This is a genomic window from Neisseria benedictiae (genome assembly GCF_958267435.1).
Taxonomy (GTDB): Bacteria; Pseudomonadota; Gammaproteobacteria; order Burkholderiales; family Neisseriaceae; genus Neisseria; species Neisseria bergeri.
In genome coordinates this window covers 31,809-44,551 of the sequence record NZ_CATQFV010000010.1, presented here as the reverse complement: position 1 = coordinate 44,551, position 12,743 = coordinate 31,809, and the positions used below count along the sequence as shown (strand labels likewise).

The 12,743-nt window shown below is 46.9% G+C and carries 12 protein-coding genes and 2 pseudogenes; 9 read left to right on the top strand and 5 right to left on the bottom strand.

What is annotated here, in order from left to right; translation table 11 throughout:
• Positions 1-24 precede the first annotated feature (24 nt).
• The 8 genes and pseudogenes from Q3O12_RS00510 to Q3O12_RS00475 all read left to right on the top strand — a co-directional run bounded on the left by Q3O12_RS00510 (position 25) and on the right by Q3O12_RS00475 (position 4,339).
• The gene (locus Q3O12_RS00510) at positions 25-1,560 is read left to right on the top strand and encodes a MafB family polymorphic toxin (protein ID WP_301668845.1); all 1,536 of its coding nucleotides are present in this window, start codon (positions 25-27) and stop codon (positions 1,558-1,560) included.
• Between the two features lie 3 nt (positions 1,561-1,563).
• On the top strand, positions 1,564-1,974 hold the full coding sequence (locus Q3O12_RS00505; RefSeq protein WP_002224186.1) for a hypothetical protein: 411 nt from the start codon (positions 1,564-1,566) through the stop codon (positions 1,972-1,974).
• Positions 1,975-2,313: 339 nt separating this feature from the next.
• Positions 2,314-2,652, top strand: a pseudogene (locus Q3O12_RS00500) (MafB family polymorphic toxin); the annotation flags it as partial.
• Positions 2,632-2,925 carry a hypothetical protein gene (locus tag Q3O12_RS00495; protein WP_002254397.1) on the top strand — a complete coding sequence of 98 codons (294 nt, stop codon included), beginning with the start codon at positions 2,632-2,634 and terminating at the stop codon, positions 2,923-2,925. The pseudogene Q3O12_RS00500 and the gene Q3O12_RS00495, both read left to right, overlap by 21 nt.
• Positions 2,926-2,927: 2 nt before the next feature.
• On the top strand, positions 2,928-3,245 hold the full coding sequence (locus Q3O12_RS00490; RefSeq protein WP_002215112.1) for a hypothetical protein: 318 nt from the start codon (positions 2,928-2,930) through the stop codon (positions 3,243-3,245).
• Positions 3,246-3,314: 69 nt separating this feature from the next.
• Positions 3,315-3,650 (top strand): annotated as a pseudogene (locus tag Q3O12_RS00485) (MafB family polymorphic toxin); the annotation flags it as partial.
• Complete coding sequence (locus tag Q3O12_RS00480; protein WP_250314972.1) at positions 3,624-3,986, top strand: MafB protein; 363 nt, start codon at positions 3,624-3,626, stop codon at positions 3,984-3,986. The pseudogene Q3O12_RS00485 and the gene Q3O12_RS00480, both read left to right, overlap by 27 nt.
• A complete protein-coding gene (locus Q3O12_RS00475) occupies positions 3,983-4,339 on the top strand; it encodes a DNA mimic protein DMP12 (protein WP_002257027.1) in 357 nt (118 codons plus the stop codon). Before Q3O12_RS00480 ends, Q3O12_RS00475 begins: the two co-directional genes overlap by 4 nt.
• A 154-nt stretch (positions 4,340-4,493) precedes the next feature.
• Here the strand turns inward: Q3O12_RS00475 and Q3O12_RS00470 are convergent, their stop codons facing one another.
• The 3 genes from Q3O12_RS00470 to Q3O12_RS00460 all read right to left on the bottom strand — a co-directional run bounded on the left by Q3O12_RS00470 (position 4,494) and on the right by Q3O12_RS00460 (position 8,139).
• The gene (locus Q3O12_RS00470; RefSeq protein ID WP_301668834.1) at positions 4,494-5,033 is read right to left on the bottom strand and encodes an SMI1/KNR4 family protein; all 540 of its coding nucleotides are present in this window, start codon (positions 5,031-5,033) and stop codon (positions 4,494-4,496) included.
• Between the two features lie 532 nt (positions 5,034-5,565).
• Positions 5,566-7,773, bottom strand: a complete 2,208-nt coding sequence (uvrD, locus tag Q3O12_RS00465) for a DNA helicase II (protein WP_301668833.1) — start codon at positions 7,771-7,773, stop codon at positions 5,566-5,568.
• 120 nt (positions 7,774-7,893) lie between these two features.
• Positions 7,894-8,139: a helix-turn-helix domain-containing protein gene (locus Q3O12_RS00460; RefSeq protein WP_003753308.1), complete on the bottom strand. Its 246-nt coding sequence runs from the start codon at positions 8,137-8,139 to the stop codon at positions 7,894-7,896.
• A 146-nt stretch (positions 8,140-8,285) separates the two neighbouring features.
• On the opposite strand from Q3O12_RS00460, the gene Q3O12_RS00455 reads away from it, so the two are divergent.
• Positions 8,286-8,519 (top strand): YgdI/YgdR family lipoprotein, encoded by a 234-nt coding sequence (locus Q3O12_RS00455; RefSeq protein ID WP_301666837.1) that lies wholly within the window; start codon positions 8,286-8,288, stop codon positions 8,517-8,519.
• 627 nt (positions 8,520-9,146) lie between these two features.
• Here Q3O12_RS00455 and Q3O12_RS00450 read toward each other — a convergent pair.
• Together Q3O12_RS00450 and polA are read right to left on the bottom strand one after the other, a co-directional pair.
• A complete protein-coding gene (locus Q3O12_RS00450) occupies positions 9,147-9,566 on the bottom strand; it encodes a hypothetical protein (protein WP_301668832.1) in 420 nt (139 codons plus the stop codon).
• Positions 9,567-9,895: 329 nt separating this feature from the next.
• Entirely contained in the window at positions 9,896-12,688 is a 2,793-nt protein-coding gene (gene polA, locus Q3O12_RS00445) for a DNA polymerase I (protein WP_301668831.1), read from the bottom strand.
• Positions 12,689-12,743 lie beyond the last annotated feature (55 nt).

Genomic DNA, 12,743 nt, shown 5'->3' with positions numbered 1-12,743 from the left:
CCGCTTGCTACCAAGGAAAACAAAATGAAATTGCCTATTCAAAAATTCATGATGCTGTTTGCAGCAGCAATATCGTTGCTGCAAATCCCCATTAGTCATGCGAACGGTTTGGATGCCCGTTTACGCGATGATATGCAGGCAAAACACTACGAACCGGGTGGTAAATACCATCTGTTTGGTAATGGTCGCGGCAGTGTTAAAAATCGGGTTTACGCCGTCCAAACATTTGATGCAACTGCGGTCGGCCCCATACTGCCTATTACACACGAACGGACAGGATTTGAAGGTGTTATCGGCTATGAAACCCATTTTTCAGGACACGGACACGAAGTACACAGTCCGTTCGATCATCATGATTCAAAAAGCACTTCTGATTTCAGCGGCGGTGTAGACGGCGGTTTTACTGTTTACCAACTTCATCGAACAGGGTCGGAAATTCATCCCGTAGACGGATATGACGGGCCTCAAGGCGGCGATTATCCGGAACCACAAGGGGCAAGGGATATATACAGCTACTATGTCAAAGGAACTTCAACAAAAACAAAGATTAATATTGTTCCTCAAGCCCCATTTTCAGACCGTTGGCTAAAAGAAAATGCCGGTGCCGCCTCTGGTTTTCTCAGCCGTGTGGATGAAGCAGGAAAACTGATATGGGAAAGCGACCCCAATAAAAATTGGTGGGCTAACCGTATGGATGATGTTCGCGGCATCGTCCAAGGTGCGGTTAATCCTTTTTTAATGGGTTTTCAAGGAGTAGGGATTGGGGCAATTACAGACAGTGCGGTAAGCCCGGTCACAGATACAGCCGCGCAGCAGACTCTACAAGGTATTAATCATTTAGGAAATTTAAGTCCCGAAGCACAACTTGCTGCCGCAAGCCTATTACAGGACAGTGCTTTTGCGGTAAAAGACGGCATCAATTCCGCCAGACAATGGGCTGATGCCCATCCGAATATAACTGCAACAGCCCAAACTGCCCTTGCCGTAGCAGAGGCCGCAGGTACGGTTTGGAGAGGTAAAAAAGTAGAACTTAACCCGACTAAATGGGATTGGGTTAAAAATACTGGTTATAAAAAACCTGCTGCCCGCCATATGCAGACTTTAGATGGGGAGATGGCTGGTGGGAATAAGCCAGCGAAGCAAGCTACTCCTAATGGCAAAGCTGGCGTTTCTACACAACAATCTTTGCAAAATAGTCTCGTTCCACAAAAAAATTATACGCATACTACCTATAATGGTGGATCAGCTATTACAGATGGCAAATATATTACTGACCCTCTCAGTATGGTACGACACAAACCTGATGCATCTAGTCTAGACAAGATAGATAGCAAAAGTTTATTTAAATCAGATGTTGATGCGGAAAAAGCTACATTAGATGCTGCTAGATATGCAGATAAACATAATTTATGGGATAGTCAAAATAAGGCAAAAGTTCCAACGAACGACGTAGTTGGCTATACAGACGGAAAACCGACACATATAATTAACATTTATCGTAGAAAGCCGAATAAAGATGGGATTAGACCTGTGCATGGAACACCAGGTAAGGAACGTTGATTTATGAAAATTTATAATTTAGATAATATTATAACTTCATCAGCATTGAGTCTGTATAAATCCACTTGGGTTAAGTTAGATTTAATATCTTGTGCTAAATTTATCATAGAAGGAACGGATTTTACTTTTGATTGGGATGAAGGAATTGAAAATTGGATAGTTTTTTTTCATAAAAACAAAGTTATTGGTTATTTGTGTGCAAAATTACCTTTTGCTATATTAGACAACGAACAATTAAAAAATCAGCTATATCACAAATATCCTCATGTATTAACCTTACAAATTAAAAATATTGAAACTGAAAAAATATCTTTAAATGTAAACATTTGTAGATTAACGTTATGCCCATCATTTCATGATGAACATGATACGCTTGTTTGTTCAGTGCAAGATTTTTATGTAAATACTGTTTAACTAGCAAGCGCAGGCTGGATTAAAACCTAATTCATTGATAAAAAACATAAAACAAGCATCCTGAAATTTTTCAGGCTGCTTTTTTGTTGGGTTTAGTAACCCAATCTACTCGCTGAAAATTAGCAGAGGACGTAAATGGCTATTTATGACTTAAACGAAATCGTAACCCGTGCTGCATTAGGTACATATAAAGGAAAATGGCGAAACATGGATTTTGAGCAAGTTCTACAAAACATTGTTCAGCAACCGTAGGTCGGATTCTCGAATCCGACATTTTTCAACAGCGTTTTTTCGGAAACGATAAACGCGTCAAATATTTTTGTCGGATACAAATATCCGACCTACATCTCTGCGCAGCAAACTTTACAAGATATTAATGAATTAGGAAATTTAAGTCCGGAAGCACAACTTGCTGCCGCGAGCCTATTACAGGACAGTGCTTTTGCGGTAAAAGACGGTATCAATTCCGCCAGACAATGGGCTGATGCCCATCCGAATATAACTGCAACAGCCCAAACTGCTCTTGCCGTAGCAGAGGCCGCAGGTACGGTTTGGAGAGGTAAAAAAGTAGAACTTAACCCGACCAAATGGGATTGGGTTAAAAATACCGGCTATAAAAAACCTGCTGCCCGCCATATGCAGACGTTGGACGGTGAGATGGCAGGAGGAAACAAGCCAGTTGTTAAATCTATCAGACCAACTACGCGAGATGAATTACGTCAAGCATTGCAAGAACAAGGTTTTAGACGTACTGGTTCAGATGCGGCTCAATATGAAACATGGAAAGGTCCTGATGGCGTGAAAATAGATATTCGTCCAAATGGAGAGGTTATAAGAACCCAAAGAGTGCCGCGAACCGATGGTGTACAGGGAAAATATCCGCAACGACAAGATTATGAAGGCAATCCATTGCCAAATAATCATCATCATTCTGGATACTTTGTCAAATGAAAATGAAAAAAAATATTTTTCACAATGTAAGCCTTTATGAAATAATCTTTTCCGATAATGGAAATACCCTTACATTATCTTTTACAGATACAATTGAAGGTAATTATTTCGGATATATCAAATGCAGTAATATTTTGAATTTTAAATTAGATACAAATAATTTCGTAGATTATGAGGATAAGGAAGATAGCTTGTTTCCCTTGTTTATACCCGAAATAGAGCTATATAAATACCAATTTTATAGTGAAATTATTATTGATGTAGGGATTATTATAAAAATATCTGCTGAAACAATTAATTTTGAGCCACTGGGAAAATAGTAACTGCTTTCCCAGCAGCCGTAGCAACTGTATTTTTACCCGACGGGGTAAAAATACAGTTGCTACATCTCTGCGCAGCAGACTCTACAAGGTATTAATAATTCAGGAAAATTAAGCCCGGAAGCACAGCTTGCTGCCGCGAGCCTATTACAGGACAGTGCTTTTGCGGTAAAAGACGGTATCAATTCCGCCAGACAATGGGCTGATGCCCATCCGAATATAACTGCAACAGCCCAAACTGCTCTTGCCGTAGCAGAGGCCGCAGGTACGGTTTGGAGAGGTAAAAAAGTAGAACTTAACCCGACCAAATGGGATTGGGTTAAAAATACCGGCTATAAAAAACCTGCTGCCCGCCATATGCAGACTGTAGATGGGGAGATGGCAGGTGGGAATAAACCTATTAAATCTTTACCAAACAGCACCGCTGAAAAAAGAAAACAAAGTTTTGAGAAGTTTAGTAGTAACTGGAGTTCAGCAAGTTTTGATTCAGTGCACAAAACACTAACTCCCAATACACCTGGTATTTTAAGTCCTGATAAAGTTAAAACTCGATACACTAGTTTAGATGGAAAAATTACAATTATAAAAGATAACGAAAACAACTATTTTAGAATCTATGATAGTTCACGAAAACAGTATCTCGATTCAAATGGTAATGTTGTGAAAACCGGTAATTTACAAGGTAAGCAAGCAAAAGATTATTTACAACAACAAACTCATATCAGGAACTTAGACAAATGAATGAACACAACCTGTTAATTTTCTGTTTAAAAGACAATGTTTCAATTAGTGAATATACTGAAATGGTTGATTGGGCTTATAAAAACATTCAATCTGAAACAGTTGTAGAAATCACGGAAAATCAAATTATTGAATATCAAAATCGTGGATTATGGGGGCTTGTTTCTGAAATTACCGATAATTGGTTATTTGGACCAAGTGAGGGGGATTGGCTAATAGATAAGGAAAGTATTTTGGCTGTAAAAGAAAAATTACAAAATTCAGATTTTTCTACAGAGCCCTTAGTGAAAAATATTATTCATGTACTTGAATATGCTATAAAAAATGAAAAAACAGTAATTTTTCATTTTTGAAACTAAATAATAATGTCAATGCTGTCGGGGACAGTTTTTCTTTGCAAAGGTCTTGGATGGCACGTTCCTACAAACCGTTTTCCTTACAGATTCAACCGGTTATCTGTTATTCCGCCCGTTTTCCTTTGATGATTCCGGTTTTTCAACCGCCGTTTTATATTTCTTCGTCAATAAACTCATCTTCATGCCGCAAGTTGCGGATAAAGGTTTCAAAATCAGGGGCAAGTTCGACTATTTCAAAATCCGATTCTTGTTCGACAAACACCACTTTCGGCTCGCCGTCTTTGCCGCACGCCCGATAGTCTAAGGCAAACAGGGCATGACCGCCTGACGGGTCGTTGGCAAAATACACACCGATGGGCGGATATTCCCATTCTTCCAGCCAAAGTTTTTGCCCTGTTTCGCCGCACAAACTCCCTTCTTTTTCAAAACCGATTCCCGATACCTCGCAAATTTGCACATGATTTTCCGCCCACGAATTTCTCTGCGTGGTCGAAAAGCAGTTTTTGACAAATATCCCGCCGTTTTGTACTGCCATCAATTCAATAAAACTTTGCGGCAATTTATAGCCTAGCTCACTTTCTACGGCAGCCAAAATTTCAGGGGTAAACGGGGCTTCTTTGTAATTTTCATCCGCCCAACTGTCGGATTCCCATACGGAGGACAAATCAAAATCTTTAAAAACTTGGGACATAATGTTCTTCCTTATTGATTTCAGCTATAAACAGGGGGTTGGGTATTCATACCCGGCTTTTACCGTCCGTCATTCCCACGCAGGTGGGAATCTAGGACGTGGAATCTAAAGAAACCTTTTATCCGATAAGTTTCCGTGCCGAAAGGTCTGGATTCCCGCCTGTGCGGGAATGACGGCGGAGGTTTCGGCAAAATTTGTTGTTACCGGATTCAGACGGTCTTTTGCCTTGTCCTTGCTACAGTTTTTTTCCGTAGGTCGAATTCTCGAATCCGACATTTTCCAACAGCGGTTTTTCGGAAACGATAGACGTGTCAAATGTTTTTTTGTCGGATACGAATATCCGACCTACATCTCTATTTGCTCCGTATGTGTACATTGTAGCGTGGGCTTCATCCACGATAATGACGGCTAAAAATGCCGTCTGAAATTTTGGGCTTGATTCATAGGAAAAGCCCACGCTACGGGTTTCTATTCTCTCCTGCTAAGGTTTTTGCCGTAGGTCGGATACGAATATCCGGCCTGCATTTCAAATTTACATCGCTTCCAATTTTGCAAACTTGGTATCCAACTCTTTCACGCCTTGTTTGCCGAAGTTGATGGTCAGTCGGGCGGATTCGCCTTTGTCCACGGCATCGATGATGACGCCGGTGCCGAATTTGGCGTGGCGGACGTTTTGTCCGATACGGAAGCCTGCGTAGGTTTGCGGCTGTTTGTAGTCGTCGATGATTTTGTCTTTGAACGTGGCGGTTTGGCGCGTGTTGCCGTAGCTATCGTAGGCCGGTTTTTTGACGGACAGGTAGTGCAATACTTCGGGCGGGATTTCTTCGACGAAGCGGGAGACGATGCCGAATTGGGTTTGCCCGTGCAGCATGCGTTGTTGCGCCATGGTGATGTAGAGGCGTTTGCGGGCGCGGGTGATGGCGACGTACATGAGGCGGCGTTCTTCTTCGAGGCCACCGCGTTCGGCGAGGCTCATTTCGCTGGGGAAGCGGCCTTCTTCCATGCCGGTGAGGAAGACGGCGTTGAATTCCAAGCCTTTGGCGGCGTGGACGGTCATGAGTTGGACGGCTTTTTCGCCCGCGCCTGCTTGGTTTTCGCCGGATTCGAGGGCGGCGTTGCTTAGGAAAGCGAGGATGGGGAAGGCGGGGTCGTCTGAAATGTTTTCGGGCAGGATTTCGAAGTTGCTGTCTTCGGGTTTGAACTCGATGGCGGCGTTGACGAGTTCGTCGAGGTTGTCGAGACGGTCTTGGTTGTCGCCTTTTTGGGTTTTGTAGTGTTCGGTCAGGCCGCTGTCTTTGAGGATGCCGACGATGATTTCGGGCAGGGGCAGTTGTCCGACTTGGTTGCGCAGGGCTTCAATCAGGCGGATGAAGGCGGCAACTTTGGCGGCTTTTGCGCCGGCATTGCAGGCTGCCTGCCAGAGGGTGATGCCTTGTTCGTTTGAGGCTGTCTGAAGGTTTTCGACGGTGCGTGCGCCGATGCCGCGCGGCGGGAAGTTGATGACGCGCAAAAGGGCGTTGTCGTCGTCGGGATTGACGGCGAGGCGCAGGTAGGCGAGCGCGTGTTTGATTTCTTGGCGTTCGTAAAAGCGCAAGCCGCCGTAGATTTTGTAGGGAATGCCGCTGCGGAACAGGCTTTGTTCGATAACGCGGGATTGGGCGTTGCTGCGGTAGAGGACGGCGATTTCGTCCAAATCCCAGCCTTCGCGTTCGAGTGCTTTGGTTTCGTCAACGATGAATTGGGCTTCTTCGAGGTCGGTAAAGGCGGAGTAGTAGCGGATTTTGTCGCCTGCTTCGGCGTCGGTGCGCAGTTTTTTGCCGAGGCGTTCGTCGTTGTTTTCGATAACAGCGTTGGCGGCGGCGAGGATGTTGCCGACGGAGCGGTAGTTTTGTTCGAGCTTGACGGGCGCATCGATGTGGAATTCTTCCATCAGCGCGGTCATGTTGCCGACGTTTGCGCCGCGGAACCGGTAGATGCTTTGGTCATCGTCGCCGACGGCAAAGACGGCGGCGTGGTTGCCGGCAATCAGTTTCAGCCAGGCGTATTGCAGTTTGTTGGTGTCTTGGAACTCGTCGACCAGAATGTGGTTGAAGCGGTTTTGGTAATGTTGGCGCAGGATTTCGTTGCTTTGCAGCATTTCGTAGCTGCGGAGCATGAGTTCGGCGAAATCGACCACGCCTTCGCGTTGGCAGATTTTGTCGTATTCGGCGTAGCATTCAATCATGCGGCGTGTGTGCGGATCGGGCGTACTCAAGACGGAAGCGCGCAAACCGGATTCTTTTTGCGCGTTGATAAAGCCTTGCAGCGAACGCGGCGCGATGATTTCTTCGGCGATATTGAGGCTTTTGAGCAAGCGTTTAATCAGGGAAAGCTGGTCGCCGCTGTCGAGGATTTGAAAGGAAGACGGCAGACCGGCATCTCGGTGGTGCAGCCGTAGAAAGCGGTGGCACAAGCCATGAAACGTGCCGAGCCACATGGCGCGGACGTTGATAGGAATCATCGCGCCGAGACGTGTTTGCATCTCTTTGGCGGCTTTGTTGGTAAACGTTACCGCCATAATGCTGTGCACACTGGCTTGTCCGCTTTGCAGAAGCCATGCGATACGCGTGGTCAGTACGCGCGTTTTGCCGCTGCCCGCGCCTGCCAACACAAGGGCGGATTGTGGCGGCCAGGTTACGGCGGAAAGTTGTTCAGGGTTCAAGCCTTGCAGCAGGTTGGGGGCGGATTGGTCGGGAAACATAGGGATGCCGTCTGAAAAGTGGAATGCGCTATTTTAATAGAAACGGAAGGATGCCGTTTGAAAACGAAATAAAAACTGTACGATAGCGGCCGGCGGCGGCATAGGGCGGGTGCGCCGACATTATCTGAGTTGCAGCAGGTCTTTTCTAACCAGTTCTTCCAAAGGCATACCCAGCGCATCGGCAATCTGACCCATCACATCAATGGAAACCGAACGGCTGCCGCGTTCTATTTCACTGATATAGGTTTTGCTTACGCGCGCACTGAAAGCCAACTCTTCTTGAGAAAGCTCTTTCAAACGCCTGACCTGCCTCATATTTTGGGCGAAGATAAGGCGGTAGGGGTTTGGGGTGGTCGGTTTTTCCATGCAGGGAGTATGGAAAAATCCTAATATTCAAACAATAAACTATAGCTTGTTAAAATAAAACTATAGTTGAATAAATTTGTAAAATAGAATAATATTTCAAATGCAACACATCAAAATTTTTTAAATTTTATTCAGAAGGGTAAAAAATGAGAGTAAACCGTATTGCTTTGATGTCGGTATCGGCAGCCCTCTTGGCTGCCTGCGCCACACCGTATGTATATTGGCATAAGGACGGGGGCTCCAAGCAAGAGGCACTCGACCAATTGGGCTACTGCCGCAAAGATGTCGATGCAAACCGTTTGGAAAAACAGAAAGCCGCCAAGCTGGTTTTCTACTGCATGAAAGCCAACGGTTACAGCCTGATGAGGGGATACCGTTAAGCAGGCTCAAGACCGCCCGGCGACGGTTGGCACGCGGCCGGGCGCGGGGAAGCCTTATATATTGCACCCAGCCAAAGGGGCGCATTACTTTTTTTCCCGCAAATCCTGAAAACAAGGCGGTATCCGGATGGGTTTCAATCCCGCAACGGCGAGGAAAATATTTTGTATCCGATAGGGCGGTTTGCCGCCCGAACTTAGGAATAACCGCCTTGCAACAGCCGGAATCGTACCGATTGTTCAAACACCGCCGGAACAAACGGCTGGGTTTCAAAATAGTGCCGCGAAACAGGCTGGGGCGGATAAAGTTGTTTTAGTCCGAAAAATTAACAGACCATATTTTAATATAGTGTTGATAGATATAATTATCTTCAATGTATTCAATATGATAACTTTCTTCCCAACCGAAAAATAATTGTCTTTTCCCTTGCAGATAATTGAAATCGACAGATTACTAAAACACAACCAGTTAAAATAGCTTCAAATGATGGCAAAATGCGTATCCGGCATTTCAGACCGGCAAATCCGCACCATCTGAAAACACAGCCGGAGCCCGATGCCGTCTGAAACCCGAATTGTCGGGCTTCAGACAGCATGGGTCGGGTTTTGGGTTTCAACCGTCGCGCGCAACTAAATAGGTATCCAGGCTACGGCTTGCCGGTACCGATTTTGTGATAGCGCAAAAACAATTGAAAAAACAGTTAAAATTAAGACATTTTCCAATGCCTGCAAAAATTCCGTATCAAAAAATAACCACTGCACACAAGCTGATATAAATAATGATTTCAAAGCAATAAAAATGAGAAATCCAACCTTATCCAAATTTTCGTTATCGTCCCAAAATATGTTTGTCAACGGACACCATAAATACTTTGTCATTAACTTAGACATCCCAAAAATTGGAACATATAAGGTAAGCGTAATGAACCATACAAAAATATTAGCGTATCTTCCAGTCATTGAGATTTCAGGAAAATACATTCCAATATATTTGGCCTGACTCAAATAAAGCCGATTTGTACCAAAAGGGTCGTAGAATAAAATCGGCATAGGAAAAGATACCAAAATAATCAAATAAGTAAGTGTATAAAAAGACACTTCGCCAATAAATTTTTTTACTTCATACCTCCTCTTGGCTTTTATATCATTAGGATAAAACAACGTATCTTGAACAGGTATCCGATCAGAATTTCCAGATACCCATTCTTGACATTTATATCTGGATTTTTTCCATAAACCGGTAAATATACCTACAATAATAGCTGTAACAATACCGCAAACAATATTTAATACTATTGATTTCCAATCATTTGAATCAAGTATTTTACTTCCTTAAATTTTGATAAATCAAAACGTAACAGTTCAATACTTGTGCATTCTCAATGCGCCTCTTCCCAATTCTCCCCTACGCCAACCTCAGCCACCAGCGGTACATCCAATAATCCGCCGTCCACTTTCGCCATAATCTGCGGCAGTTTTTCTTTGACAAAATCCAGTTCGGTTTCAATGACTTCCAGCACCAGTTCGTCATGCACCTGCATGACCAGTTTGCTGCCGATGCCGTCTGAAAGCCAGTTTCGCACGTCTATCATGGCGCGTTTGATGAGGTCGGAGGCGGTGCCCTGCATGGGGGCGTTGATGGCAGCGCGTTCGGCTCCTGCGCGGGCGTTGGCGTTTTTGTTGCGGATGTCGGGCAAATAGAGCCTTCTGCCGAACAGGGTTTCGACGTAGCCTTGGGCGGCGGCTTGTTCTTTGGTGCGCTGCATGTATTCGGCGACGCCGGGGTAGCGGGCGAAGTAGCGGTCGATAAAGTTTTTGGCGGAAAGGTTGTCGATGCCCAATGATTTTGCCAAACCGTATTGCCCCATACCGTAGATTAAGCCGAAGTTGATGGTTTTGGCGTAGCGGCGTTGCTCGGGCGAGACGTTTTCGGGCGCAGTGCCGAACACTTCGGCGGCGGTGCGGCGGTGTACGTCTTCGCCGTTTTGGAACGCGGCAATGAGGGTTTTGTCGCCGGAGAGGTGCGCCATGATGCGCAGTTCGATTTGGGAATAGTCGGCGGAAACGATGACGCTGCCTTGCGGTGCGGTGAAGGCGCGGCGCACGCGTCGGCCTTCGGCGGTGCGGATGGGGATGTTTTGCAGGTTGGGGTTGTTGCTGGCGAGGCGGCCGGTAATGGCGACGGCTTGGGCGTAGGTGGTGTGCACGCGGCCGTCTTTGGGGGAAATCATTTCGGGCAGTTTGTCGGTGTAGGTGGATTTGAGCTTCGCCAGGCTGCGGTTTTGCAGGATGATTTTGGGCAGGGGGTAGTCGGGCGCGAGCTGTTCGAGCACGGCTTCGTTGGTGGAAATGCCGCCTTTGGTGGTTTTTTTCAGGCCTTTGGTGGGAATGCCCATTTTGTCAAACAGGATTTCTTGAAGCTGTTTCGGCGAATTGAGGTTGAACGGCTGGCCTGCAGCGGCATAGGCTTCTTGTTCGAGCTTCATCAGCTCTGCGCCGAGTTCGGCGCTTTGGCGGGCGAGCTCGGCGCGGTCGATTTGTACGCCGTTTCGTTCCATTTCAAACAATACTTGCGCGACGGGCAGCTCCATTTTTTCATACATTTCAAGCTGTTTGGCGTCCATTTGCACGCGCAGGTGCGCTTCGAGCCGCAGGGCGAAATCGGCGTCTTGTGCGGCGTATTCGGTCGCCTGCCCGATGGCGACGTCGGCAAAACCGATTTGCTTCGCGCCTTTGCCGCACAGCGATTCGTAGGTAATGGTTTCCAAGCCCAGCCAACGTTCGGACAATTCGTCCAAGCCGTGTCCGAGATGGCTCTCGATGATGTAGGAAGCGAGCATGGAATCGCCGGCAATGCCGTTCAGGGCGATACCGTAATTGGCGAAAACATGTTGGTCGTATTTGAGGTTTTGCCCGATTTTTTTCAGGGCGGGGTTTTCCAAATGCGGTTTCAGACGGCCTAATACGTCTTGCAAATCAAGTTGTTCGGGCGCTGCGGTCAGGCTGTGTCCTACGGGGATGTAAACCGCTTCGCCTGCTTGGAACGCGATGCTGATGCCGACCAGCGAGGCGTTCATCGCGTCTAATGACGTGGTTTCCGTATCGATGCCGATTGTGTTCGCCCGCGACAGTTTGTCCAACAAAGCGGCAAACTGCGCTTCGGTGGTAACGGCTTGATAATCCAGCCTTTCGGGGGCGGTGGCTTTTTCAGCTTGTTTTTCAGACGGCATTTCCGCATTCAAAGCCGCCTGCTCGCCGATGCTGTCGCTGCCGAACACATCATCGGTCGAGCCGGTATTCATGTTTGATTCCGCTTCTTTCAGCCAGGTGCGGAAGCCCCAGCGTTTGAAATCGACCGCAAGCTGCGACCATTTCGGCGAAGTGCGGCGCAGGCTTTCGATGCCGTCTGAAAGCTCGGTGTGCAAGTCCACATCGGTTTTAATCGTCACCAAATCATACGACAGCGGCAGTTGGGGCAGCGCAGCTTGCAGGTTTTCGCCGACCTTGCCCTTGATTTCCGCAGCGTGTTCCACCACACCGGCCAGCGAGCCGTAGGCTTCCAGCCACTTCACCGCTGTTTTAGGGCCGCACTTCTCCACGCCCGGCACGTTGTCCACCTTATCGCCCATCAGCGCAAGATAATCGCGGATTTGGTCGGGGCGCACGCCGAATTTTGCCTTCACGCCTTCAATATCCAGCGTTTCTCCGCTCATCGTGTTCACCAGCGTAACGCGCTCGTTCACCAACTGCGCCATGTCCTTATCGCCGGTAGATACCACCACGTTCCACCCTGCTTCGCTAGCCATCTTAGCCAAAGTGCCGATAACGTCGTCCGCTTCCACTTGCGGAATCACCAGCACCGGCCAGCCCATCAAGCGCACCAAATCCGGCAGTGCTTCCGCCTGCGGGCGCAAATCGTCCGGCATCGGCGGTCGCGTCGCTTTGTATTCTTCAAACATTTGATGGCGGAAATTTTTGCCTTTCGCATCAAAAACCACCGCGCAATAATCGTGCGGATATTCCGACCGCAAACGGCGCAACATATTCAATACGCCATACAGCGCGCCCGTCGGCGCGCCGTTGGGGGCGGTCAGGTTTTGCCCCATCGCGTGATACGCGCGGTAGAGATAGGAAGAGCCGTCAACAAGGAGGAGGGTCGGGATAGTGGTCATGATGGTGTCGATGCCGTCTGAAAAATAAAGATGGGGCGATTATAAGGGATAATCA

What these genes read in the sequence shown, in the direction of transcription:
- Q3O12_RS00510 (WP_301668845.1), top strand. Translation starts at nt 25, where the DNA reads ATGAAATTGCCTATTCAAAAATTCATGATGCTGTTTGCAGCAGCAATA.
- Q3O12_RS00505 (WP_002224186.1), top strand. Translation starts at nt 1,564, where the DNA reads ATGAAAATTTATAATTTAGATAATATTATAACTTCATCAGCATTGAGT.
- Q3O12_RS00495 (WP_002254397.1), top strand. Translation starts at nt 2,632, where the DNA reads ATGGCAGGAGGAAACAAGCCAGTTGTTAAATCTATCAGACCAACTACG.
- Q3O12_RS00490 (WP_002215112.1), top strand. Translation starts at nt 2,928, where the DNA reads ATGAAAAAAAATATTTTTCACAATGTAAGCCTTTATGAAATAATCTTT.
- Q3O12_RS00480 (WP_250314972.1), top strand. Translation starts at nt 3,624, where the DNA reads ATGGCAGGTGGGAATAAACCTATTAAATCTTTACCAAACAGCACCGCT.
- Q3O12_RS00475 (WP_002257027.1), top strand. Translation starts at nt 3,983, where the DNA reads ATGAATGAACACAACCTGTTAATTTTCTGTTTAAAAGACAATGTTTCA.
- Q3O12_RS00470 (WP_301668834.1), bottom strand. Translation starts at nt 5,033, where the DNA reads ATGTCCCAAGTTTTTAAAGATTTTGATTTGTCCTCCGTATGGGAATCC.
- uvrD (WP_301668833.1), bottom strand. Translation starts at nt 7,773, where the DNA reads ATGTTTCCCGACCAATCCGCCCCCAACCTGCTGCAAGGCTTGAACCCT.
- Q3O12_RS00460 (WP_003753308.1), bottom strand. Translation starts at nt 8,139, where the DNA reads ATGGAAAAACCGACCACCCCAAACCCCTACCGCCTTATCTTCGCCCAA.
- Q3O12_RS00455 (WP_301666837.1), top strand. Translation starts at nt 8,286, where the DNA reads ATGAGAGTAAACCGTATTGCTTTGATGTCGGTATCGGCAGCCCTCTTG.
- Q3O12_RS00450 (WP_301668832.1), bottom strand. Translation starts at nt 9,566, where the DNA reads ATGCCGATTTTATTCTACGACCCTTTTGGTACAAATCGGCTTTATTTG.
- polA (WP_301668831.1), bottom strand. Translation starts at nt 12,688, where the DNA reads ATGACCACTATCCCGACCCTCCTCCTTGTTGACGGCTCTTCCTATCTC.